Source organism: Clavibacter quasicaliforniensis, from assembly GCF_051201715.1.
Classification (GTDB): Bacteria; Actinomycetota; Actinomycetes; order Actinomycetales; family Microbacteriaceae; genus Clavibacter; species Clavibacter seminis.
Genome location: NZ_CP139624.1, coordinates 257,829 through 280,525 on the forward strand (window position 1 = coordinate 257,829; position 22,697 = coordinate 280,525).

The 22,697-nt window shown below is 74.5% G+C and carries 24 protein-coding genes; 17 read left to right on the top strand and 7 right to left on the bottom strand.

The features are described 5' to 3' along the window. Positions 1–7: 7 nt before the first annotated feature. From NL142_RS01325 to NL142_RS01350, 6 genes are read left to right on the top strand one after another with little or no spacing between them, the layout of a single operon-like run. Positions 8–895, top strand: a complete 888-nt coding sequence (locus tag NL142_RS01325) for a carbon-nitrogen hydrolase family protein (RefSeq protein WP_435080648.1) — start codon at positions 8–10, stop codon at positions 893–895. Between the two features lies 1 nt (position 896). Continuing rightward, positions 897–1,211 carry an MSMEG_0570 family nitrogen starvation response protein gene (locus tag NL142_RS01330; protein WP_435081621.1) on the top strand — a complete coding sequence of 105 codons (315 nt, stop codon included), beginning with the start codon at positions 897–899 and terminating at the stop codon, positions 1,209–1,211. Beyond that, on the top strand, positions 1,208–2,500 hold the full coding sequence (locus NL142_RS01335; RefSeq protein ID WP_435080649.1) for an MSMEG_0569 family flavin-dependent oxidoreductase: 1,293 nt from the start codon (positions 1,208–1,210) through the stop codon (positions 2,498–2,500). The genes NL142_RS01330 and NL142_RS01335 overlap by 4 nt, the downstream gene beginning before the upstream one ends. A 9-nt stretch (positions 2,501–2,509) precedes the next feature. Then, positions 2,510–3,370 (top strand): carbon-nitrogen hydrolase family protein, encoded by an 861-nt coding sequence (locus tag NL142_RS01340; protein ID WP_435080650.1) that lies wholly within the window; start codon positions 2,510–2,512, stop codon positions 3,368–3,370. A gap of 55 nt (positions 3,371–3,425) precedes the next feature. Further along, positions 3,426–4,592, top strand: coding sequence for an MSMEG_0565 family glycosyltransferase (locus NL142_RS01345; protein WP_435080651.1), 1,167 nt, complete (start codon positions 3,426–3,428; stop codon positions 4,590–4,592). Further along, positions 4,549–6,003 carry an AMP-binding protein gene (locus NL142_RS01350; protein WP_435080652.1) on the top strand — a complete coding sequence of 485 codons (1,455 nt, stop codon included), beginning with the start codon at positions 4,549–4,551 and terminating at the stop codon, positions 6,001–6,003. The genes NL142_RS01345 and NL142_RS01350 overlap by 44 nt, the downstream gene beginning before the upstream one ends. A gap of 9 nt (positions 6,004–6,012) precedes the next feature. On the opposite strand, the gene NL142_RS01355 is transcribed toward NL142_RS01350, so the two are convergent. Further along, positions 6,013–6,423 carry a RidA family protein gene (locus NL142_RS01355; RefSeq protein ID WP_435080653.1) on the bottom strand — a complete coding sequence of 137 codons (411 nt, stop codon included), beginning with the start codon at positions 6,421–6,423 and terminating at the stop codon, positions 6,013–6,015. Between the two features lie 93 nt (positions 6,424–6,516). Here NL142_RS01355 and NL142_RS01360 point away from each other — a divergent pair, with 93 nt between their 5' ends. The 3 genes from NL142_RS01360 to NL142_RS01370 all read left to right on the top strand — a co-directional run bounded on the left by NL142_RS01360 (position 6,517) and on the right by NL142_RS01370 (position 8,000). Beyond that, on the top strand, positions 6,517–6,924 hold the full coding sequence (locus NL142_RS01360) for a winged helix-turn-helix transcriptional regulator (protein ID WP_435080654.1): 408 nt from the start codon (positions 6,517–6,519) through the stop codon (positions 6,922–6,924). A gap of 79 nt (positions 6,925–7,003) precedes the next feature. Beyond that, complete coding sequence (locus tag NL142_RS01365; RefSeq protein ID WP_435080655.1) at positions 7,004–7,402, top strand: SRPBCC family protein; 399 nt, start codon at positions 7,004–7,006, stop codon at positions 7,400–7,402. Positions 7,403–7,427: 25 nt separating this feature from the next. Then, positions 7,428–8,000 carry a GNAT family N-acetyltransferase gene (locus NL142_RS01370; protein ID WP_435080656.1) on the top strand — a complete coding sequence of 191 codons (573 nt, stop codon included), beginning with the start codon at positions 7,428–7,430 and terminating at the stop codon, positions 7,998–8,000. Here NL142_RS01370 and NL142_RS01375 read toward each other — a convergent pair. After that, on the bottom strand, positions 7,966–8,262 hold the full coding sequence (locus NL142_RS01375; RefSeq protein ID WP_435080657.1) for a hypothetical protein: 297 nt from the start codon (positions 8,260–8,262) through the stop codon (positions 7,966–7,968). The two genes, NL142_RS01370 and NL142_RS01375, sit on opposite strands and share 35 nt — an antisense overlap. Before the next feature lie 96 nt (positions 8,263–8,358). Here NL142_RS01375 and NL142_RS01380 point away from each other — a divergent pair, with 96 nt between their 5' ends. Beyond that, positions 8,359–9,258, top strand: a complete 900-nt coding sequence (locus tag NL142_RS01380; RefSeq protein ID WP_435080658.1) for a serine hydrolase domain-containing protein — start codon at positions 8,359–8,361, stop codon at positions 9,256–9,258. Between the two features lie 22 nt (positions 9,259–9,280). Here the strand turns inward: NL142_RS01380 and NL142_RS01385 are convergent, their stop codons facing one another. Continuing rightward, positions 9,281–9,700 carry a rhodanese-like domain-containing protein gene (locus tag NL142_RS01385; protein ID WP_435080659.1) on the bottom strand — a complete coding sequence of 140 codons (420 nt, stop codon included), beginning with the start codon at positions 9,698–9,700 and terminating at the stop codon, positions 9,281–9,283. Positions 9,701–9,794: 94 nt separating this feature from the next. Between NL142_RS01385 and NL142_RS01390 the strand changes: the two genes are divergently transcribed. Beyond that, complete coding sequence (locus tag NL142_RS01390) at positions 9,795–10,253, top strand: Lrp/AsnC family transcriptional regulator (protein ID WP_435080660.1); 459 nt, start codon at positions 9,795–9,797, stop codon at positions 10,251–10,253. 81 nt (positions 10,254–10,334) lie between these two features. On the opposite strand, the gene NL142_RS01395 is transcribed toward NL142_RS01390, so the two are convergent. Next, a complete protein-coding gene (locus tag NL142_RS01395; protein ID WP_435080661.1) occupies positions 10,335–10,877 on the bottom strand; it encodes a DEAD/DEAH box helicase family protein in 543 nt (180 codons plus the stop codon). Between the two features lie 172 nt (positions 10,878–11,049). Between NL142_RS01395 and NL142_RS01400 the strand changes: the two genes are divergently transcribed. After that, the gene (locus NL142_RS01400; RefSeq protein WP_435080662.1) at positions 11,050–12,573 is read left to right on the top strand and encodes an arabinosylfuranosidase ArfA; all 1,524 of its coding nucleotides are present in this window, start codon (positions 11,050–11,052) and stop codon (positions 12,571–12,573) included. Positions 12,574–12,641: 68 nt separating this feature from the next. On the opposite strand, the gene NL142_RS01405 is transcribed toward NL142_RS01400, so the two are convergent. Further along, entirely contained in the window at positions 12,642–13,007 is a 366-nt protein-coding gene (locus NL142_RS01405) for an Lsr2 dimerization domain-containing protein (protein WP_194683697.1), read from the bottom strand. A 101-nt stretch (positions 13,008–13,108) separates the two neighbouring features. On the opposite strand from NL142_RS01405, the gene NL142_RS01410 reads away from it, so the two are divergent. The 4 genes from NL142_RS01410 (at position 13,109) to NL142_RS01425 (ending at position 18,878) form a co-directional block, all read left to right on the top strand. Beyond that, positions 13,109–14,182 carry a GTP-binding protein gene (locus tag NL142_RS01410; protein ID WP_435080663.1) on the top strand — a complete coding sequence of 358 codons (1,074 nt, stop codon included), beginning with the start codon at positions 13,109–13,111 and terminating at the stop codon, positions 14,180–14,182. 160 nt (positions 14,183–14,342) lie between these two features. Beyond that, the gene (locus NL142_RS01415; RefSeq protein WP_435080664.1) at positions 14,343–15,530 is read left to right on the top strand and encodes a glycosyltransferase; all 1,188 of its coding nucleotides are present in this window, start codon (positions 14,343–14,345) and stop codon (positions 15,528–15,530) included. Positions 15,531–15,616: 86 nt separating this feature from the next. Then, on the top strand, positions 15,617–16,621 hold the full coding sequence (locus NL142_RS01420) for an NAD(P)/FAD-dependent oxidoreductase (RefSeq protein ID WP_435080665.1): 1,005 nt from the start codon (positions 15,617–15,619) through the stop codon (positions 16,619–16,621). 64 nt (positions 16,622–16,685) lie between these two features. Next, positions 16,686–18,878, top strand: coding sequence for an ATP-dependent Clp protease ATP-binding subunit (locus NL142_RS01425; protein ID WP_435080666.1), 2,193 nt, complete (start codon positions 16,686–16,688; stop codon positions 18,876–18,878). Positions 18,879–18,947: 69 nt separating this feature from the next. Here the strand turns inward: NL142_RS01425 and NL142_RS01430 are convergent, their stop codons facing one another. Next, positions 18,948–21,131 carry an alpha-galactosidase gene (locus tag NL142_RS01430; protein ID WP_435080668.1) on the bottom strand — a complete coding sequence of 728 codons (2,184 nt, stop codon included), beginning with the start codon at positions 21,129–21,131 and terminating at the stop codon, positions 18,948–18,950. 87 nt (positions 21,132–21,218) lie between these two features. After that, positions 21,219–21,569 (bottom strand): hypothetical protein, encoded by a 351-nt coding sequence (locus NL142_RS01435; protein WP_435080669.1) that lies wholly within the window; start codon positions 21,567–21,569, stop codon positions 21,219–21,221. A gap of 116 nt (positions 21,570–21,685) precedes the next feature. Here NL142_RS01435 and NL142_RS01440 point away from each other — a divergent pair, with 116 nt between their 5' ends. Next, positions 21,686–22,690 carry an aldo/keto reductase gene (locus NL142_RS01440; RefSeq protein ID WP_435080670.1) on the top strand — a complete coding sequence of 335 codons (1,005 nt, stop codon included), beginning with the start codon at positions 21,686–21,688 and terminating at the stop codon, positions 22,688–22,690. The last annotated feature ends 7 nt before the right edge of the window (positions 22,691–22,697 follow it).

A 22,697-nucleotide genomic window follows, 5' to 3' on the forward strand; every position in this document is an offset into this window, starting at 1 on the left:
AGGCACGATGTCGACGACCGTCGCCGCCGTCTCGGCGAACTTCACCCGGGACCTCGACCAGAACCACGCGCTCATCGCGAGCCTGATCGCCGAGGCCCGGGAGAGCGGCGTCCAGCTGATCGCGTTCCCGGAGGCCGCGATCGGCGGCTACCTCTCCTCGCTCGGCAACCACGGGGACACGCTGAGGACCACGACGCGATCCCTGCCGCCGGCGATCCGCCTCGACGGGCCGGAGATCCGGCGCGTGCAGGAGCTCGCCGGCGACATGGTCGTCTGCATCGGCTTCTGCGAGCTCGACGCCGACGGCGAGACCCGGTACAACGCGGCCGTCTGCCTCGACGGATCTCGCATCTACGGCTCGTACCGCAAGGTGCACCAGCCGCTCGGCGAGGCCATGTCGTACTCAGCGGGCGACGTCTACGAGGCGTTCGACACCCCCGTCGGCCGGGTGGGGCTCCAGATCTGCTACGACAAGGCGTTCCCGGAGGCAGCCCGCTCGCTCGCGATGGACGGCGCCGAGATCATCGTGAGCATGTCGGCCTGGCCGGTGGCGCGCACGGCGACGGCCGAGGACCTCCAGCAGGACAGGTGGACGTACCGGTTCAACCTCTTCGACTCCGCGCGGGCGCTCGACAACCAGGTGTTCTGGATCGCGTCGAACCAGGCCGGGTCCTTCGGCTCGCTGCGCTACGTGGGCAACGCCAAGGTGGTGGATCCCGGCGGCAACGTGCTCGCGACGACCCTGCTCGAGGCGGGGCTCGCCATCGCGGAGATCGACGTGGAGGGCACGTTCCGGGCGATGCGCGGCGGCATGTTCCACCTGCGCGACCGCCGTCCGGACGCCTACCGGACCGGCGAGGGCGTCCCCGCCGAGGAGGCGCTGGCCCGTGCCTGAGATGACCTTCCGCGTGCGCTGGCCCGACGGATCCGAGGCCGACTGCTACTCGCCGAGCCTCGTGATGTACGACCACCTCGCCACCGGGTGCGAGTACCCGCTCGACGACTTCGTGCGCCGCTCCACCGAGGCGCTGCGCGTCGCGAGCGAACGGGTCCGGGCGAGGTACGGCTTCGCGTGCACGTCCGCGATGCAGCAGGAGGAGGAGATCCTCCGGGCGGCGGCGGGCTTCGACGGCGGGACCGTGGCGGTGCTGCGCATGGAGCCGCCGCTGCCGGTCGAGCCGCCCGCGACCCCCACGGGAGCGCGCGCGTGAGCGGCGCGACCCGCGTCGTCGACGGCGCGCGCGTCCCCGTGGCGGTGGTGGGCGGCGGCCAGGCCGGGCTCTCGATCAGCTGGCACCTCACCCGGCGCGGCATCGAGCACGTCGTGCTGGAGCGCGACCGCGTCGCGCATGACTGGGCCGATCGGCGCTGGGACGCCTTCACCCTCGTCACGCCCAACTGGCAGTGCCGGCTCCCCGGGTATCCCTATGCGGGCGACGACCCCGACGGATTCATGACGCGCGACGAGGTGCTCGCCTGGATCCGCGGCTACGCCGACTCCTTCGACGCGCCCGTGGTCGAGGGCGTGCTGGTGACCCGGTTGCGCGAGGCGGCCGCGGGCGGCTTCGAGGTCGTCACCGACCAGGGCACGATCGTCGCGGAGCAGGTCGTCATCGCGACGGGCGGCTACCACCGGCCCGTGCTCCCGGCGGCGGCGGCGCGGATCCCCGACTCCGTCGCGCAGGTGCACTCCGCCGACTACCGCTCGCCCGACGCGCTCCCCGAGGGGGCCGTGCTCATTGTGGGATCCGGCCAGTCGGGCGCGCAGATCGCCGAGGACCTCCACCTCGCGGGCCGCCGCGTGCACCTCGCCCTCGGATCCGCGCCCCGCTGCGCCCGCTTCTACCGCGGCCGCGACTGCATCGCCTGGCTCGAGGACATGGGCGTGTACGACGTGCCCGTGACCGCGCATGTCGGCGGGCTCACCAAGCGCGAGTCGACCAACCACTACATGACCGGGCGGGGCGGCGGGCGCGACATCGACCTCCGTGCCTTCGCCCGCGACGGCATGCGCCTGCACGGGCGCCTCGCCGGCGCGGACGGCACGCGGCTCTCCTTCACGCCCACCGTCGAGGCGTCGCTCGACCACGCCGACTCGGTGATGGAGTCGATCAAGGACGACATCGACCGGCACATCGCGCGCGCCGGCATCGACGCGCCGACCGAGCCGCGGTACGTGCCCGTCTGGCGCCCGGAGCGCGAGGAGACCGGGCTCGACCTCGCCGAGGCCGGCATCACGAGCATCGTGTGGGCGGCCGGCTACCGGTCCGACTACTCGTGGGTGCAGGTGGGCGCGTTCGACGGATCCGGGCACCCGATGCACCAGCGCGGATCCACCGCCGTCGCCGGCCTGCACCTCCTCGGCCTGCCGTGGCTGCACACGTGGGGCTCGGGGCGGTTCGCCGCCATCGCGCGCGACGCCGAGCACCTCGCGGACCGCATCGAGGAGCGGGCGGCGGACCGGACGCCCGCGGGGGTGGGGGCGGCCTGGTCCGGCTAGCCTGTCGCCATGGCCGAGATCACGATGGGGGCGGTCGCGGCGCACTTCGGACGCGACGTCGAGCGGACGCTCGCCAAGCTCCCCGGCATGATCGAGCAGGCGCGCGAGCGCGGCGTCGACCTGCTGGTGCTCCCGGACGCGACCATCGGCGGCTACCTGCTCGACATGGAGCATCCGGGGCCGGATGCGCTCCCGCCCGCCGTCGAGCTCGACGGCCCGGAGGTCAAGGCCGTGACGGAGATGGCCGGCGACATGACCGTGTGCTTCGGCGTGGCCGAGCGCGCGCTCGAGGGCGGCGAGGAGATCCGGTACAACAGCGCCGTCTGCGTGCAGGGCGGCCGGGTGCTCGGCACGCACCGGAAGGTGCACCTGCCGCTCGGCGAGTCGGAGGCGTACCGGGCCGGATCCGCGTTCGCGGCGTTCGACACCCCCGTGGGGCGCGTCGGCATGATGATCGACTTCGACAAGACCTTCCCGGAGTCGGCGCGCACGCTCGCGCTCGACGGCGCCGAGATCCTCGCGTGCCTGAGCGCGTGGCCGGCGAGCGTCACCGACCGCTCCGACCGGCTCCGCAACGACCGGCAGGCGCACCTGTTCGACCTCTACGACTGCTCGCGCGCGGCCGAGAACCAGCTCTACCTCGTGTCGTCGAACCAGACCGGGGTGCTCGGGGGCCTGCGGTTCCTGGGGCAGGCGAAGGTGGTGGATCCCGCCGGCGAGATCGTCGCGAAGACGTGGGCGAAGGGCGGCCTGGCCGTCGCGACCGCGGACGTGGCGGCGGGCGTCGCGCGGGCCCGCCGCACGATGCACCACCTCCGCGACCGGGTGCCGGCCGCCTACGCGCCGACGCCCGCGCCCGCCGCCGGCTGACCCGCCGTCGCACGACCCCGACCCGCCGCCCGCCGACCCACCCGAGGAGCGCCCCGTGCGGATCGCCCTGCTGACCTACTCCACCAAGCCGCGCGGCGGGGTGGTGCACACGCTCGCCCTCGCGGAGGCGCTCGCCCGGCGCGGGCACGACGTCGTCGTCTGGACGCTGGGGCGCGGCGGCGACCGCGCGTTCTTCCGCGAGGTCGACCCGGCCGTGCGGATCCGCGTGGTGCCGTTCGCCGCGCGCGACGACGAGACGGTGGGCGAGCGCATCGTCCGCTCCATCGCGAACATGCGCGAGGCGTTCGCCGCCGCGCGCGAGGAAGACGGATACGACGTCGTGCACGCGCAGGACTGCATCTCGGCGAACGCGGCCGGGCCCTGCATCCGGACCATCCACCACCTCGACGAGTTCACGACGCCGGAGCTCGTGCGCTGCCACGACGCGGCGGTGCGGGAGCCCATCGCGCGGCTGTGCGTCTCCGCCGCGGTCGCCGCGGAGGTGGAGGAGGGCTGGGGGCTCGTGCCCACGGTGATCCCGAACGGCGTCGACGGTGCGCGCTTCCGGGTGGCTGCGGGGCCGGCGGGCGCGGCGGGACGGGAGCGGATCCGGGCCGTGCTGCGCGAGCACGGGGTGGAGGGCGACTACGTGCTCGCGCTCGGCGGCATCGAGCCGCGGAAGGGAAGCATCGACCTGCTCGAGGCGTTCGCGCTGCTGCGGGAGGCGCGGCCCGGTCTCCGGCTCGTGTTCGGTGGCGGCGAGACGCTGTTCGACTACCGCGCGTACCGCGACGCGTTCGACGCACGCGCGGCGGAGCTCGACGTGCGCCCGGTGATCCTCGGGGTCGTCGACGACCCGGACGTCCCGCCGCTCGTCGCCGCGGCGGGCGCGCTCGCGTTCCTCTCCACGAAGGAGGGCTTCGGCCTCGCCGCGATGGAGGCGCTCGCCGCGGGGGTGCCCGTGGTCGCGCGCGACCTGCCGGTGCTGCGCGAGGTGTTCGGCACGTCCGTGCTGTTCGCGACGGACCCCGCGGGCGCGGCCGACGCCCTCGGCGCGGCCCTCGACGGGCGCGGCCCCGACCCCGCCGGAGGCCGCGCGCTCGCCGCGTCCCACGACTGGGACGACGTCGCCCGCCAGCACGAGCGGTTCTACGCGGCGACCAGGACGGAGGGCGACCGTGGCCAGGCAGTCGATCTCGCGGATCATCTCGGGGCTCGCTGACGCGGTTCCCGACCGCGTCGTGGTGCGCGACGACGCCGGGACGCTGAGCGCGCGCGAGCTCGACCGCGCGTCGAACCGGCTGGCGCGCGCGTACCTGGCGCTCGGCGTCGGGCAGGACGACCGGGTCGCGATCGCGCTGCCGAACACCCGCGAGATGGTCGTCGTCTGCGCCGCCGTCTGGAAGGCCGGCGCGACGCCGCAGCCGATGTCCACCGTGCTCTCGGCCGAGGAGCGCGCGCACGTGGAGGAGCTCGCCCGGCCGGCGCTCGTGGTCGGCGCGGCATCCACGCGCCCGGGCGTCCCGTCCGTGCCCGCCGGCTGGTCGCCGCCGCCGGGACTCGACGACGGACCGCTCCCCGATGCGTGGGCGCGCAGCTGGAAGGCGCCGACCTCGTCGGGATCCACCGGGCGTCCCAAGGTCGTCGCGACGACGGCCCCCGCGCTGCTGGATCCGACGCTCCCCGTGGCGCCGTACCTCCCGCTCGACCAGGTGCAGCTGGTCGCGGCGCCGCTCACCCACTCGGCCGCCTTCACCTACGCGTTCCGCGGCCTCATGACGGGCCACGCGCTCGTGCTCCTGCCGCGCTTCGACGAGCGGCGGGTGCTGGCCGCGATCGCCGAGCACCGGATCACGTGGACGCTGCTCGTGCCGACGATGATGCATCGCCTGCTCCGCCTCCCCGAGGCGGAGCGGCGGGCAGCCGACCTGTCGAGCCTCCGCACCGTGCTGCACCTGGGCGCGCCCTGCCCGCCCGGCGTGAAGCGGGAGTTCATGGACTGGATCGGGCCCGAGCGGCTCGTGGAGGTCTACGCGGGGAGCGAGTCGAACGGGATCCTCGCCATCGGCGGCGACGAGTGGCTGCGGCACCCGGGCAGCGTCGGCCGGCCCGCGGCGGGCACGGCCGTGTCCATCCGCTCGGCCGAGGGCCGGGAGCTGCCCTCGGGCGAGGTGGGCCGGATCTGGATGCGCCGTGACGGCGGGCCGGCCTACGCCTACGTCGGCGCCGGATCCGCCCGCACGGCCGACGGCTGGGACACGCTCGGCGACCTCGGGCGCGTGGACGCCGACGGGTACGTCTTCGTGCTCGACCGCGCCGACGACGTGATCCTGCGGGGAGGCGTCAACGTGCATCCCGCCGAGGTCGAACGCGTGCTCGAGCAGCACCCGGGTGTCCGCGGCGCGGTCGCGTTCGGCGTGCCCGACGACGACCTCGGCCAGCGCGTCGAGGCCGTGGTCGACGTCGCGGACGCGCAGGTCGACGCGGCCGAGCTGCTCGCGTGGTCCCGTGCCCGGCTCGACGCGGAGCGCCGCCCTGCCGCCGTCCGCCTCACCCGGACGCCCGTGCGGGACGACGCCGGCAAGACCCGGCGGCGGGCGTACGCGCGGGCGGCGATCGACGCGCGCGACTGAGGTGCCACGTCAGTCGAGCACCGCCGTCGCCTCCACCTCCACGAGCACGTCGGGCTCGAACAGGATCTCCACGCCGATGAGCGACGCGGGCGGCATCGGGCTCGGCAGCCCCAGCTCCTCCGCCACCGACTCGACGCCCGCGAGGAACGCGCCCATCCGGTCGGGCGACCAGCGCGCGACGTAGAACGTGAGCCGCACGACGTCGCCGAATCCGGCGCCTGCGCTCGCGAGCCCGGCGTGCGCGTTGCGGAGGGCCTGCGCGACCTGGCCCGCGAGGTCGTCGGGCGACACGGCGGATCCGTCGGCCGTGCGCGCGATCTGCCCGGCGACGTGCACCTGGCGGGATCCCGTCGCGACGGCGACGTGGTGGTACGGGACCGGCTGCATGAGGCCGGCGGGGGAGGAGAGATGGACGGGCACGGGGCTCCTTCGAGGGATCTGCGCGGCCGCGGATCGGGCCGGTATCACCTGGATACCCGGTACCCGGCGGTCGCTTCCACGAGACTGGGTGTCGTGACGGATACCGCGACCCACGCCGCCCACCCGGCCCACGACCCCGCCGACCGGCTCGCGATCAGCGCGCCGCACCGCGAGCTGCTCGACCAGGTCCTCGACAGGTGGTCGCTGGCCGTGCTCGACCGGCTGTGCGAGCGGCCGACCCGCTTCGCCGAGTTGCGCCGCGTGATCCCCGCGGTCACGCAGAAGTCCCTGACGACGACGCTCCGCCGGCTCGAGCGCAACGGCATCGTCGAGCGGGTCGTGCTCGGCACCCGGCCGCTGGCGGTCGAGTACCGCATCACGCCGCTCGGCAAGACGATGCGCGCGCCCGTCGACGTGCTCCTCGCCTGGGCGTCCCAGCACATGCCCGCGATCGAGGCCGCCCGCGACCGCTTCGACGACGCGACCGACGGGCCCGTGTGATGGGCGACGCGATCCTCCGGCCCCGGGTGCGCGCGACCGATCCGCCTCCCGCGGTCGCGCTGCCGGGTAGCGTCGGACCGTGACCTGGCCCGCGCTGCACATCACCCGCTCCGTCGACGCCGACGTGGCGTCCGTGGTGGCGGTGGCGGGGGATCCGGCGCGGCTGCCCGAGTGGGCGGCGGGCGTCAGCGCGGGCATCCGGCTCGAGGGCGGGCGCTGGCTGTCGGACTCGCCGATGGGCGCGATCGAGATCGCGTTCACGGGCCCGCGGGAGCTCGGGATCCTCGACCACGACGTGACGCTCCCCGACGGCACCGTCGTCCGCAATCCGCTGCGCGTCCTCCCCAACGACGACGGCAGCGAGGTCGTCTTCACGCTCTTCCGTCGCCCGGGCATGACCGACGTGTCCTTCGCGGAGGACGCGGCTCTCGTCGCGACGGACCTCGACCGGCTGGCGGCGCTGGTCGCCCGCGGCTGATCCGCGCGGCCGCTACCGTCGACGCATGCCGTCCGACCGCCGCGCCGAACCCGCCCCCGAGGACTGCACCTCCCGGCTCGACCTCCACCGCCCGTCACCCGACGACGCCGCCGGGGTGCACGAGATCCTCTCCGACCCCGCCGTCTGGACCCACTACCCATCGCTGCGCGTGACGGATCCCGCGCAGACCGACCGCTTCCTCCGCACGCGCGTCGAGGGCTGGGAGCGCGACGGCCTCGGCACGTGGATCGTGCGCGAGCGGGACGCCCATGCGGTCGTGGGGTTCGGCGGCTGCAACATGGCGCACGACGCGTTCTGGAACCTCGGCTACCGCTTCTCGCCGACCGTGCACGGCCGCGGGTACGCGACCGAGATGGCGGAGCGGGCGATCGCGCGGGCGCGCATCCTCCGCCCCGAGCTGCCCGTCGTCGCGTACCTCGTCGCCCACAACCGCGCGTCGGCGGCCGTGGCGGAGAAGGCCGGCCTGACGCTCGTGCACCGCGGGCCGGATCCAGGCAACCCCGACCCCAGCGTCATGCGCCTCGTCTACGCCGACCGCGCCCTCACCGACGCGCAGCGGGACGCGACGATGCGCTGATCCCGTCCGCGACCGGCGCGCGACGGGCCCGCCACGCCCCGACCTCCGCCACGAGGATCCGCGTCGCCGCCAGCAGCACCAGCGCGACCGCGGTCACCACGATCAGCGGCGGCAGTGCGAAGCCGAGGCCGATGACCCAGTGGTCCATGCCGAGCGCGGGCCAGCCCATGTCCTCGGACCGGTCGGCGATCACCAGCAGCACCGCGAGGGCGACGAACTCGACCGCCAGGACCCCGATGGTGATGCGCGTCGCCAGCCTCATGCCGTCCCCTGCCGTGTGCCGACCCGCCACCCTCGCACGGTTCCCTCGGTCGGGGAAGGGGCGTGCCCCCGCCGGGCCGCGCGCCACACTGGATCCATGAGCACCGCCGCCGCCGCCCTCGCCCGCCTCGTCGAGGGCATCGACCGCGAGCGGTTGGGCACGTACGGCGCGGTCGTGCGGATCGGCGACGACGAGGCCGCGCACCGCTGGCGCAGCGACGACCGAGAGAACCTGTACTCGGTGTCCAAGGGCGTGTGCGCGCTGGCGGTCGGCATCGCGGTGGACGAGGGGATCCTCTCGCTCGACACCCGCGTCCCCGAGCTCCTGCCCGACCTCGACCTCGGCGCGGGCGTCGACGAGGTCACCGTCGAGCACCTCCTCACCATGACCAGCGGCATCGACTTCGCCTGGTTCGGCGACGAGCCCGTGCCCGGCCCCGACCTCGCGCAGGCGATGCTCGGGCTCCCGACCCGCGGTGCCGGGACCGCGTTCCGGTACAGCGACGCCAGCCCCTACGTCGCCATGCGGATGCTCGCCGCCGCCGTCGGCGACGCGCGCGACTGGCTCCTCCCGCGCCTCTTCGAACCGCTCGGCATCGACGACCCGCAGTGGCACCGCTGCCCGCTCGGCTTCATCGTGGGCGGCAGCGGCCTCGAGCTCCGCACCGGCGAGCTCGCGCGCATCGGCCGCCTGCTGCGCGACCGCGGCGCGTGGGAGGGCCGGCAGCTCGTGAGCGCCGAGTGGGTCGACCGGATGCACGGATCCTGGGTCGACACCGGCGCCGATCCCGCCGCGCCCTTCGCCCGCTACGGCCTCGCGACCTGGGACGGCCCCGGCGACGCCTGGCGCCTCGACGGCCGCTACGGCCAGTACGTGCTGGTCGACGGATCCCGCGACGCGGTCGTCACCATCACGGCCCACGAGGAGGAGCGCGACCACCGGCTCGCCGAGCTGGCCGCGGCGGCGGTCGCGGAGATCGCTCCCGTCGTCGGCTGAGCAGCTGGCCGCCGCTGCAGCCTCACCCCACCGGCGCCGTCAGCGGATCCGGCTCCCTCCGCGTCCGCCCCGCGTCGCCGACCACCGCGAAGCCCTCGCGCGCCCAGTACTCGAACCCGCCGATCAGCTCCTGCACGCGCGTGTAGCCGAGCGTCGCGAGGGTGAGGGCCGCGCGCGTGCTGCCGTTGCAGCCGGGGCCCCAGCAGTAGACGACGATGCGCGCGTCGCGGTCGGGCAGCTCGGCGGCGGCGCGCGCCGCGAGCTCCGCGCCCGCGATGTGGACGGCACCCGGGATCCGCCCCTGCGCCCACGAGGCGTCCGAGCGCACGTCGACCACGAGCGGCGCGGCGCCGCTCGCGCGGTCGGCGGCGAGGTCGGCGGGGTCGGTCTCGTAGGTCAGCTTGGCGGCGAAGAAGTCGGTCGCGGAGAGGCTCGTGTCCATGCCTCCATCGAAGCGGCCGGGCACCGGGGCGGGGAAGGGCCGTCGCGCGGCATCGGGGCCGTCGCGCCGCGGATCGCCCGGTAAGTTCGGCCCCATGCCGACGAATCCGCCGCTGACCCTCGATGCCACCGACCACGCGATCATCGCCGAGCTCCAGGGCGACGGTCGGATGAGCGTCGCGCAGCTCGGCCGCGCGGTCTCGCTCTCGGCCAGCGCGACCGCCGAGCGCGTCCGCCGCCTCACCGAGGCGGGCATCATCACCGGCTACTCGATCACGGTGGATCCCGAGGCCCTCGGCTGGGCCGTCACCGCCTTCGTGCGCCTCGCGTACCCGTCGGGCGACTACCGGCCGTTCCACGCGCTGGTCGCCGAGGTGCCGGAGATCGTCGAGGCGCACCACGTGACGGGCGCCGACTGCTTCATCATCAAGGTCCACGCCCGCTCGATGCGCGACCTCGAGCGCATCACGGGCCGCCTCGCCGCCCTCGGCGGGATCACGACCCACGTCGTGTACTCGAGCCCGGTGCCGGGACGGCACGTGGGACCGGCCTAGACGCGGCAGTCGATCGGGCCTGTTCCTCAGCTCCTGAGACGAGCTCGACAAGATCATCAGCAGCCCACCTGCTCGATGAAGTCACCGACTTTCCACGGGGATCCACCCGCTGAGCGCCACCACCTCCGCCGCGATCTCCGCGACGGTCCGCCCGTCGGTCGCGACGCGGTGCACCGAGCCGCCCGCCCCCGCCTCCAGCCGCGGCGCCGCCGCCGCGCTCCGCGCGATCGCCTCGGCCAGCCCCGACCCGATCTCGCGGCCGGCCAGCCGCCCCGCGGCCGTGGCATCCGAGGCGGTGAGCAGCACGCCCACCGCCTCGACCTCGCCGCCGAGCGCAGCCGTCAGCGCGTGCAGTTCGAGCACGCTGACCGTGTTGGTGTAGATCACGCGCGTCCAGCCCGCGTCGCGGTAGTTCCGCCACATGGCCGCCAGATTCCGCTCGGCCAGGGGGATCCCGTGCCGCCACGGCTCCGGGTGGGCCTGGTCGAGCCCGTCGCCCTCGATGAGCGCGTGGGCGACGTCGGCCGCTGTGAGGATCCGCGACACCTCCGCCGCCACCGTCGTCTTGCCGACGCCCGAGCGCCCGCCGAGGAAGAGCGCCTGCGTAGGGGATCCCGAGTCCATCCCGCCAGCGTCGCACGGGCCGGGACGGACGCGCCGTCGCCCGCGTTGACACGTCCCCCGCGCCCCCGGGACAATGAGGGGACGTTGTTCTTACAACGTTGTAACGGCTCGGATCCACCCGGCACCGCCGGCGTCGATCGGCCCCGCTCCCGATGAAGTGAAGGACCACTCCATGACCGACGCCCGCCCCGCACCCGACGCCCGGATCGCCATCGACCGCACCGCCGTCGTGGCCCCCGTCAACCGCCGCACCTTCGGCTCGTTCGTCGAGCACCTCGGCCGCTGCGTCTACGACGGCATCTACGAGCCCGGCCACCCCACCGCGACCGCGGACGGCTTCCGCGGCGACGTCGTCGACCTCGTCAAGGAGCTCGGCACGAGCACCATCCGCTATCCCGGCGGCAACTTCGTCTCCGGCTACCGCTGGGAGGACGGCGTCGGACCGCGCGCTGAGCGCCCGAAGCGCCTCGACCTCGCCTGGCACTCGCTCGAGACCAACGAGGTCGGCCTCGACGAGTTCGCCCGCTGGTGCGAGCTCACCGGCAGCGAGCTGATGATGGCCGTCAACCTCGGCACGCGCGGCGTGCTCGAGGCCCTCGACATCCTCGAGTACTCCAACCACCCTGGCGGCACCGCCCTCTCCGACCAGCGCATCGCCAACGGATCCCCCGAGCCCCACAACGTGAAGATGTGGTGCCTCGGCAACGAGATGGACGGCCCGTGGCAGGTCGGCCACATGACCGCCGACGACTACGGCAAGCTCGCGAACCGCACCGCCGGCGCCATGAAGATGGTGGATCCCACGCTCGAGCTCGTCGCGTGCGGCAGCAGCGGATCCGGCATGCCGACCTTCGGCGAGTGGGAGCGCACCGTGCTCGAGCACGCCTACGACAACGTCGACTTCATCTCGGCCCACGCCTACTACCAGGAGCGCAAGGGCGACCTCGGCAGCTTCCTCGCCTCGTCGCTCGACATGGAGTACTTCATCCGCACGGTCGTCGCGTCGGCCGACCAGGTCAAGTACCGCCGCAAGAGCGACAAGACCATCAACATCTCCTTCGACGAGTGGAACGTCTGGTACCTCGACGAGCACCAGGAGTCCGGCGTCATCACCGAGGGCTGGCCCTACGCGCCGCACCTGCTCGAGGACGTCTACTCGGTGGCGGATGCGGTCGTGCTCGGCAACCTCATGATCACGCTGCTCAAGCACAGCGACCGCGTCACGTCGGCCAGCCTCGCGCAGCTCGTGAACGTGATCGCGCCGATCATGACGGAGACCGGCGGCGGCGCCTGGCGCCAGACCACGTTCTTCCCGTTCTCGGTCACGAGCCGGCTCGCGCAGGGCGAGGTGCTGCGTCCGCGGATCGACGTGGGCACGTACGAGACCGAGGTCCACGGCACCGCGCCCCTCGTCGACTCGGTCGCGACCTTCGACGAGGCCACCGGCCGCGCCGCGGTCTTCCTCGTGAACCGCAGCCTGTCCGACGCGCTCGCCATCGAGGTCGACGTCGCCGGCCTCGCCGTCTCCGAGGTGCTCGAGGCCGTCGGGATCCACGACGAGGACGTCTACGCGAAGAACACCTTCGAGGACCGCGAGCGCGTGGGCCTGACGGAGAACACGTCGGCGACGATCGTCGACGGCACCCTCACGATCACGCTGCCGCCCGTGTCGTGGACGGCCGTGTCGCTCGGCTAGTCGCGCCCCGCTCGATCACGCGCCCGTCGTGCCGCACCCGCGGTCGGCGGGCGTCGTGCTGTCCGCTGTCAGCGCCCGTCGCGGCTGCGGTAGAGGGTCATCAGCGTCGCGGAGATGCGGCCGCCCGGGCCGAGCTTGTGGCCGTTCGCCTCGAGCCAGGCGCGTGCGGCGGCGCGCTCGCCGGTCGGGGCGGGGCCGGTTGCGGGGCGCGCGGGCTCGTCGCGGATCGGCGTGATGGTCACGGTCGTGCGCCGCCCGGCCTCGACGTACGGCGCGAGCGCGGTGCGGAGGGCGCGTGCACCGGCGGGGTCGAGGTCGATCTCGTGGACGATGCCGTCGAGGCCGAAGCGCACCGGCTCGGTCGCGCCGCCGGTCGCGCCGCCCGTCGCGTCGCCGCGCTCGTCGTCGTCGCGCGGATCCACATCGTCGGTCATGCCGTCTCCTCGGGCTCTCGATCCCCCTCTCGGAAGCCTAGGTCGACGCGGCGACATCGCCCGCGGCGCAGATGAGAACCATTCTCTTCTAGGCTGGGCGGATGGATCCCCACCGCGATGCCCGCCCGTCCGTCACCCGCGGCGGCCTGGCCGTCACCCTCGTCTCGGCGAGCGACCTCGAGGCCGCCTCGCGCGTCGCCGCGGCCGCGGTCGGCGCACCCGCGTCGGACCGGCCCGCCGTGGTCGAGGCGCCGGGCGGCGACAGCGGCGACCTCGGCGCGGACCTCGCGGACGGCCTCATCGCGGACGTCGACGACGGGCGCCGCGGGCTCGCGGTCGTCGCGCTCGAGCCGGCGGCGGATCCGCTCGAGGTCGCGCTCGTGCTGGAGCACGTCGTCGAGGCGCGGCATCCCGGATCCACGCCCATCGGGATCCTCGACGTGGTCGCGGTGTCCTCCGTCGCCGAGATCCGCGAGCTGCTGCTCGACCCGAGCGACGCCGACATGACGCCGTTCGACGCGGCCGAGCGGCTGGCCGGGCGGCTCGAGTGCGCGAGCGTCGTGGTGCTCCCCGACCTGGATCCCGATCGCCCCACCCCCGACGCGCGCCGCGCCGTCGCCCTGCTCGCGCACCTGGCCCCGGATGCCCGCATCGTCGCCACGGTCGACCGCGCATCGCTCGCGCCTGCGCCCCTGCGCATCGGCCGGGGGCGTGCTCGTGGGCTCGCCGCGGGCATGGGGTGGCAGGTCGCGCTCGCGGGCGAGGCCGCGCCGACCTCCGCCGACGGGATGGGCGTGCACGTCTTCCGCGACCCGCGCCCGTTCCACCCCGGCCGTCTGCACCAGGCCGTCGCGCACGACCTCGTGGCGGGCCCGGTCGGCCGGATCGTCCGCTCGCGCGGGCTCGTGCGCCTCGCGACCCGGCCCGCGACCGTCGGCGCGTGGGCCACCGCAGGCGACGTGCTGAGCCTCGACCCGACCTCCATGCGCAGCTGGGACGCCGACTCGCCGGCCGGGCAGGAGATCGCGTTCGTGGGCGAGCACCTCGACGGCGCCCTGCTCGACGGGATCCTCGGCGCCTGCCTCCTCGACGCGGCCGAGCTGGTCGCGGGGCCTGCCGAGTGGCACGGCTACGCGGATCCGTTCCCCGTCTGGGACACCGAGCACCGGCACTGAGCAGGCGGGCACGCGGCGGCCGGCGGCGAACGCGGCACCTGGGGAGGGTCGCGCCCGCCTGCGGGTGGCGCATGCGATGGTCGACGCTCCTGCTCGGCGGCCGTCCGTCGACTCCCGCGGACCCGCCCGCTCCGCCCACCTCCGAAGGAGCGCCGACGCCATGAAGCCCGCGACCGAGGCGCCCCTGCGCATCCTCTTCTCCTTCGCCCGCGGTCGGGGCCACCTCGGCCCGATGCTGCCGCTCGCGCACGCGGCCGCGGCGGCCGGTCACGAGACCGCCCTCTGCGGCGCGCGGTCGGTCGTGCTCGACCAGACCGGGTTCGACCACCTCCACCCGCGCGAGGTGTCGACGATGCCGTCGACGGCCGACGCCACCTGGCGGGAAGGGGGCACCGGGATCCTCACGCCCGTCACCTCATCCGGCCTGCTGGCGAACGTCGCGCCGTACTTCCTCGGCGACAGCGCCCGCGAGGCGCGCGCGGCCGTCGCCGGGATCGCCACCTCCTGGGCGGCGGACGTCGTGATCTGCGACGGGCAGGACTTCGGGGCGATGGTCGCGGCGGAGCTCTCCGGGCTCCCATGCGTCGTGGTCGAGGTGTTCGCGACCGCGCCCGACGCGTGGCTCGAGCGGCTCCGCGAGCCGATGCAGGCGTTCCGGGCGGAGGTCGGGCTCGCGCCGGATCCCGAGCTGCGCGGGGTGCACGGCGCGCTCACGGTGGTGCCGTTCCCGCCCGCGCTCCGCGGTGATCGCGCTCCGCGAGGCCCGATGACGCGCATGCGCCCCGAGGCGCCGGAGCCCGAGAGCGACCACCCCGCCGTCGCCTGGCTCGCGGCGGGCGACGAGGAGCACCGCGTCTACGCGACGCTCGGCACCGTCTTCAACCGGGCGTCCGGCGACCTGCTGCCGCGGATCATCGCGGCGCTCGATTCGCTCCCGGTGCGCGCGCTGGTGACCACCGGGCCGGAGATCGACCCGGCTGGGTTCCCGACGCGCAGCCCGCGCGTCCGCGTCGAGCGGTACGTGCCGCAGGACGGGGCGCTGGCCGTGGCCGACCTCGTCGTGACGCACGGGGGATCCGGCACCATGACGCAGGCGCTCTCGCGCGGCGTGCCCCTGCTCGTGCTCCCGCTCGGCGCCGACCACCTGCCGAACGGCGAGCGCGTCCGGGACCTCGGCGCGGGCGCGATGCTCGACGCGCGCGCCACGACGGCCGAGCTCGCGACGCGGATCCGGGACCTGCTCGGCGACGCGTCCGTGCGCGCGGGCGCCGCCGCCGTGGCGGGGGAGATGCGCGCGCTGCCGTCGCCCGCCGACGTGATGCGGCGCATCGAGGCGCTCCCCGGCTGACGTCCCCACCGCGGTACGACCGGTCTCGCCTTGCCGTTCCCGCAAGGAGTCGTGCGCCGGACGACGGGACGCGTCAGGCTCGGACCATGGACATCACACAGGGATCCGACGGACGGCACGAGTGGGACGCGGTCGTCATCGGCGGCGGCGTCGCGGGATCGAGCGCGGCGCTCATGCTGGCGCGTGCCCGTCGGAGCGTGCTCGTCGTGGACGCGGGCCAGCCCCGCAACGCGGTCGCGGCGCACATGCACGGAGTGCTCGGTCACGACGGGAAGCCGCCGCGGCAGCTCGTCGCGGAGGGGCGCCGCGAGGTCGAGGGCTACGGCGGCGTCGTGGTCGACGGGCGGGTGGAGGGGATCGCGGCCGTCGATGACCCGTCGGGCCCGCGCTTCCGCGTGACGCTCGACGGCGGGGCCGAGGTCGCGGCCCGCCGCGTGATCCTCGCGACCGGTCTCGCCGACGTCCTGCCCGAGATCCCCGGCCTCGCCGCGCACTGGGGCGCGGGCGTCGTCGTCTGCCCGTACTGCGACGGCTACGAGGTGCGCGACCGCCGCATCGGCGTGCTCGCGACCGGGGCCGCCAGCCTCCACCACGTGCAGATGCTCCGCCAGTGGTCCGCCGACATCACTTTCCTCGTGGCGGGCGGCACGGCGGACGGCGTGCCCCTCGCGATCGACGCCGCCACACGCGCCGGGATCGACGCCCGCGGGATCCGCGTCGAGGAGGCCGCGGTCGTGCGCGTGCTCGGGGAGCGGGGTGCGCTCGAGGGCGTGGAGCTCGCCGACGGCCGGATCCTCCCGCTCGACTCGCTCTTCGCCATGCCGGGCGTCGCGCCCCGCGACGGCATGGCCCGGGCGCTGGGCGCCGCGACGGAGGACACGCCCTGGGGTTCGTTCGTCGCGGTGGATCCGATGGGCCGCACGAGCGTCCCCGGCCTCCTCGTGGCGGGCAACGCGGCCAGCGCGTCGGCGAACGTGCCGGTGGCGATGGCCGCCGGCACCATGGCGGGCGCGATGGCGAACGCCGACCTGGTGACGGAGGACGTGGCGATCGCGGTGGCGGGGGCGCCATCGGTGGCCGTCGCCCGGTAGCGGTGAGTCGGATCCGGAAGTAAACTTGAGCCTGCACGACTCAAGTACGACCGAAGGGAACGCAGTGGCCAACATGCAGGGCGCACCCGCCACCGACGAGAACGCGAAGACCGCGCTCGAGCAGTACGGGGTGAACCTGACCGAGATCGCGAAGAGCGGCAAGCTCGACCCGGTCATCGGACGCGACGCGGAGATCCGGCGCATCAGCCAGGTGCTCACGCGGCGCACCAAGAACAACCCGGTGCTCATCGGCGAGCCCGGCGTCGGCAAGACCGCCGTGGTCGAGGGCCTCGCCCAGCGCATCGTCGCGGGCGACGTGGCCGACTCTCTCAAGGGCAAGCAGCTCGTGTCGCTGGATCTCGCGGCGCTCGTCGCCGGCGCGAAGTACCGCGGCGAGTTCGAGGAGCGGCTGAAGGCGGTGCTCAAGGAGATCGACGACGCCGACGGCGAGATCATCACGTTCGTCGACGAGCTGCACACGCTCATGGGCGCGGGCGGCGGCGAGGGATCCGTCGCGGCGTCCAACATGCTCAAGCCCATGCTCGCGCGCGGCGAGCTCCGACTCATCGGCGCGACCACGCTCGACGAGTACCGGCAGTACATCGAGAAGGACGCCGCGCTCGAGCGCCGCTTCCAGCAGGTGTACGTCGGCGAGCCGAGCGTCGAGGACACGGTCGCGATCCTCCGCGGGCTCAAGGGCCGGTACGAGGCGCACCACCAGGTGCCCATCACGGACGCGGCCCTCGTCGCGGCCGCGTCCCTCTCCAACCGCTACATCCCCGCCCGCCAGCTGCCGGACAAGGCCATCGACCTCATCGACGAGGCGGCCTCGCGGCTGCGGATGGAGATCGACTCGTCGCCCGTGGAGATCGACGAGCTGCGGCGCGCGGTCGACCGCATGCGGCTCGAGGAGCTCGCCCTCAAGCGCGAGAAGGACGAGGCGTCGAAGGCGCGGCTCGCGAAGCTGCGCGAGGACGTCGCGGCGCGCGAGCAGACCCTCGGCGAGCTGCAGCGGCGCTGGGAGGCGGAGCGCGCGAGCGTCAACCGCGTCGGCAAGCTGAAGGACGAGCTGAACGAGCTGCGGATCCGCGCCGAGCGGGCCCAGCGCGAGGGGAACCTGGAGAAGGCGTCGCGCCTGCTCTACGGCGAGATCCCCGTGATCGAGCGGGAGGTCGCGCAGGCGGAGGCCGCCGAGTCGGTGCCGTCGGCCGAGGACCGCATGGTGAACGAGCAGGTGACCGCCGAGGACGTGGCGGCGGTCGTCGCGGCGTGGACGGGGATCCCCGTCGGCCGGCTGCTCCAGGGCGAGACCGAGAAGCTGCTGCACCTCGAGCAGGAGCTCGGCAAGCGGCTCATCGGCCAGAAGCAGGCCGTGCGGGCCGTCGCCGACGCGGTGCGGCGCACGCGGGCCGGCATCTCGGATCCCGACCGGCCCACCGGCTCCTTCCTCTTCCTCGGCCCCACGGGCGTCGGCAAGACGGAGCTCGCGAAGGCGCTCGCCGAGTTCCTGTTCGACGACGAGAAGGCGATGGTGCGCATCGACATGAGCGAGTACGGCGAGAAGTTCGCCGTCTCGCGCCTGGTGGGCGCGCCTCCCGGGTACGTCGGCTACGAGCAGGGCGGCCAGCTCACCGAGGCCGTGCGGCGCCGCCCGTACTCGGTGGTGCTGCTCGACGAGGTCGAGAAGGCGCACCCGGAGGTGTTCGACGTGCTGCTCCAGGTGCTCGACGACGGGCGGCTCACCGACGGCCAGGGCCGCACGGTCGACTTCCGCAACGTGATCCTCGTGCTCACCAGCAACCTCGGCTCGCAGCTCATCAGCGACGCCACGCTCCCGCTCGACCAGCGCGAGCAGGCCGTGCAGCAGCTCGTGCGCCAGACGTTCAAGCCGGAGTTCGTGAACCGGCTCGACGACATCGTGGTGTTCCAGACGCTGTCGATGGACGACCTCGCGCAGATCGTGGAGCTCTACATCGACCGGCTCGGCGTGCGGCTCTCCGACCGCCGGCTCTCGCTCGGCGTCACGCCCGACGCGCGCCGCTGGCTCGCCGAGCGCGGCCACGATCCGCTGTACGGCGCCCGGCCGCTGCGCCGGCTCATGCAGCGCGAGATCGACGACCGCCTCGCGCGCGAGCTGCTCGCGGGCGACATCCGCGACGGCGACGCGGTGCGGGTCGACCTCGCGCCCGACGGCGACGGCCTCACGGTCAGCCGCGCGTGGAGCGACGAGCCGGAGGATGCGGCGCCCGGCGCCTGAACCCCGTGCGGCCCGCAGCGCGCTCCCTGGCGGGTGCGCGCTGCGGGCCGTCGTCGCGTCTGGCCGGGATCAGACCGCCGTCACCCGCAGGATCGCGATCGACTCGGGCAGCATCAGCGGCGCGTGCAGGCCCGAGGCGGCCAGCGCGCGGCCCGTCAGCTCGACGCCGTCCCACCAGGCCGGCGCCGCGAAGCCCGGCTCGGGGGTGCCGACGCGCACCGGCTCCACGCGGTAGCGGCGCTCGGGATCCAGCCCAGGCAGCAGGAAGCGGCCGCGCGGGGAGACCTCGGAGCGGCCGATCGACGCCAGGAAGAAGAGCGCGGAGTCGGCCGACGGCGCGACGGCGCCGTAGACCAGCAGGGTCGGGTCGCTCTCGTCCGCGCGGACGACCGTGCCCGTGTGCATCAGCGCGCGCTCCTCCTTGTAGAGGGCGATCCACGCCGCCAGGTCCGCGTTCTCCTCGTCGGTGGCCTGCGCGAGGTCCCACTCGATGCCGAGGTGGCCGTAGAGCGCCGAGCCCGCGCGGAACGCGAGCCGGTGGGCGCGGCCGGTGGTGTGGCTCACGCCCGACGCGATGTGGGAGCCCATCAGCTCCGGCGGCAGGAGCTGCATGGTCCAGCGCATCATCGTCTGGCGGTCGAGCGGGTCGATGCAGTCGGAGACCCAGACGCGGTCGGTGCGCTCGAGCACGCCGAGGTCGACGCGGGATCCGCCCGACGAGCACGACTCGATCTCGAGCCCGGGGAAGCGCGCCTTCAGCTCGTCCATGAGGCGGTAGGCGGCGAGCGTCTGCAGGTGCACGCCGGCCTCGCCGCGCGGGGAGATGCCGGCATCCACCAGGTCGCGGTTGTGGTCCCACTTGATGTAGGCGATGTCGTTCTCGCTCAGGATCGCGGTCATCCGATCGAGCACGTGGTCGTAGGCCTCGGGGATCGCGAGGTCGAGCACCTGCTGGTCCCGGGCGCGCACGGGGAGGCGGCCGCCCGTGGCCATGATCCACTCGGGGTGGGCGCGCGCGAGGTCGGAGTCCTCGTTGACCATCTCGGGCTCGAACCAGATGCCGAACTCCATGCCGAGGCTCGTGACGTGGTCGATGATCGGGCCCAGCCCGTCCGGCCAGACGCCCTCGTCGACGTACCAGTCGCCGAGGCCGGCGTGGTCGTCGCGGCGGTGGCGGAACCAGCCGTCGTCGAGCACGTAGCGCTCGACGCCGAGCGCGGCGGCGCGATCCGCGAGGTCCGTCAGGCGCGCGAGGTCGTGGTCGAAGTAGACCGCCTCCCACACGTTGATCGTCATGGGCCGGTCGCGGCGCGGGTGCGTGTCGCGGGCGCGCAGGTGGCGATGGAAGCGGGCGGCCTGGTCGTCGAGGCCGTCGCCGTACGCGGCGTAGACCCACGGGCTCGCGTACGCCTCGCCCTGTGCCAGGCGCACCTCGCCGGGCAGCAGCAGCTCGCCGCCGCCGATCACCTGGCGGCCGGTGGAGAGCCGCTCGGCGTAGTGGCGGTGGTTGCCGCTGAACGCGACGTGGACCCCGCGGACCTCGCCCTGCCGGAAGCCGAAGCCCGGCGTGCCGACGGAGAGGAGGGTCGCGGCGTCGGGTCCGGTGCGGCCCTTGCGGCCCTCGCGCTCGTGGATCCCGACCACGAGCTCGCGGCGCTGCGGAGTGCGCTCGAGGCCCCAGCGCCCCGCGAAGTCGAGGATCTCGCGGGCCTCGGCCGGCAGGGGCAGCGCGAGCGTGACGCCGCCGACGGAGTAGGTCCCCGCGGCCAGGTTCGTGACCTCGGCGCGCGTGCGGACGAGGCCGGACGCGAGCAGCTCGACGTCGAGCGCGAGGGCGAGGCCCGCGACCTCGTCGACCGCGTCGACGTGCACGAGGGCGGGGCCGGTGGATGTGGATCCGGGCCGTCCGTCGACGCCCGACGGGAGAGGGGAGCCGTCGACGGTGGCCGAGGTGACGCGGAACAGCGGCGACCAGTCCGCGCCGTCGCGGTGGCCCTCGAGGCCGGGCTTGCCGGTCCAGGAGGTGTGCGCCTCGGGGAGGATCGCGAGGCGGATGGGGTCGTCGGCGACGCTGCCCGCGATGGGCTCGACGGCCGCGAGCGCGAGCGTCGCGAGGTCGGCCGCGGTGGTGTCGCCGAGATCCGCGCCCCAGTGCACGACGGCCGGCAGGCGGCCCTCCGTGAGGTCGAGGACCAGCGAGACGCCGGACGCCCGGAGGTGGAGGAGGGCGGAGGGGACGGCGGTGTCGGGCATGGGGGCTCCTCGCGTCGATGCGGGTGGGGACGGGATCCATCCTCCCGTGCCGACGCGGGTGCGCGCGCCGAGGAGGCGCGCGTGCCGTCAGTCCAGGTCCTCGAGCCCCGGGACGACCGCGCCGTCCTGCTGGTCGGCGCTCACGCTGGTGCTCGACTGCGATTGGCGGGCGCGGACGGTGAGCGCGCGGATCCGGTCGACGGCCTCCGGGTCGCGCAGCTCGTCCTCCGAGGGGCCGGCCGGCTCCACCACGATCTGGCTGGCCGGTCCGATGAGGATCGCGACCGAGCCGACGCCGCCCTCGGGCAGCCACACGGGCACCGTCACGCTCTCCGCGGCCGTCCCCTCGCGCGCGAGCGCCCGCGCGCACTCGACGACGGCACGGGCGATGTCGTCGCCCGTCAGGTAGCGCCCGTCGGCGTAGCGGATGGTGTGCACGCTCTCAGTGAAGGCCCTCCGCCGCCGCCCGCCTAGGGGGTTGCCGCGGGCGGCCACCGGGTGGAGGGTCCGCCGCGCGCGCGGGCCAGGCGAGCGGCCATCGGTACGCTCGGCGGATGACCTACGTCGCTCATCCCGATCGCTACTCGTCCATGCCGTACCGCCGCTCCGGCCGCTCGGGCCTCAAGCTCCCCGAGCTGTCGCTGGGCCTCTGGCACAACTTCGGCACCGCCCGCCCGATCGACACCCAGCGCGCCATCGTCCGTCGCGCGTTCGACCTCGGCATCACGCACTTCGACCTCGCCAACAACTACGGCCCGCCTCCCGGCAGCGCCGAGACCGCGTTCGGCCGGATCCTCGCCGAGGACCTCCGCCCGTACCGCGACGAGATCGTCATCTCCTCCAAGGCCGGCTACCTCATGTGGGACGGCCCCTACGGCGAGTGGGGATCCCGCAAGTCCATGCTCGCGTCCCTCGACCAGAGCCTCGGGCGCATGGGCCTCGAGTACGTCGACGTCTTCTACTCGCACCGCCCGGATCCCGAGACGCCCATCGAGGAGACCATGGGCGCGCTCGCGACCGCGGTGCACCAGGGCAAGGCGCTCTACGCCGGGATCAGCAACTACTCGCCCGAGCAGACCGAGCGCGCCGTGGCGGCGCTCGCCGAGCACAAGGTGCCGCTGACCATCCACCAGCCGAGCTACTCCATGTTCAACCGGCACGTCGAGGGCGGGCTGCTGCCCGTGCTCGAGGAGGCGGGATCCGGCTGCATCGTGTTCTCGCCGCTCGCGCAGGGGCTGCTCACCGACCGGTACCTGTCGGGATCCATCCCCGCCGACTCGCGCGCCGCGACCAGCGGGTTCCTCGACGAGTCCGCGGTCTCGTCCGTCTACCTCGAGCGGGCGCGCGGCCTGCAGGCGGTGGCCGAGGGGCGCGGGCAGACGCTCGCGCAGCTCGCGCTGTCGTGGGTGCTGCGGCACCCGGGGATCACGAGCGCGCTCATCGGCGCGTCGAGCGTGGAGCAGCTGGAGCAGAACGTGGCCGCGGCCGGCGCCCCGGCGCTGACGCACGACGAGCTCGCGGCCATCGAGCCGTTCGCGGTCGACGGCACCGGGCGCTGATCCGCGG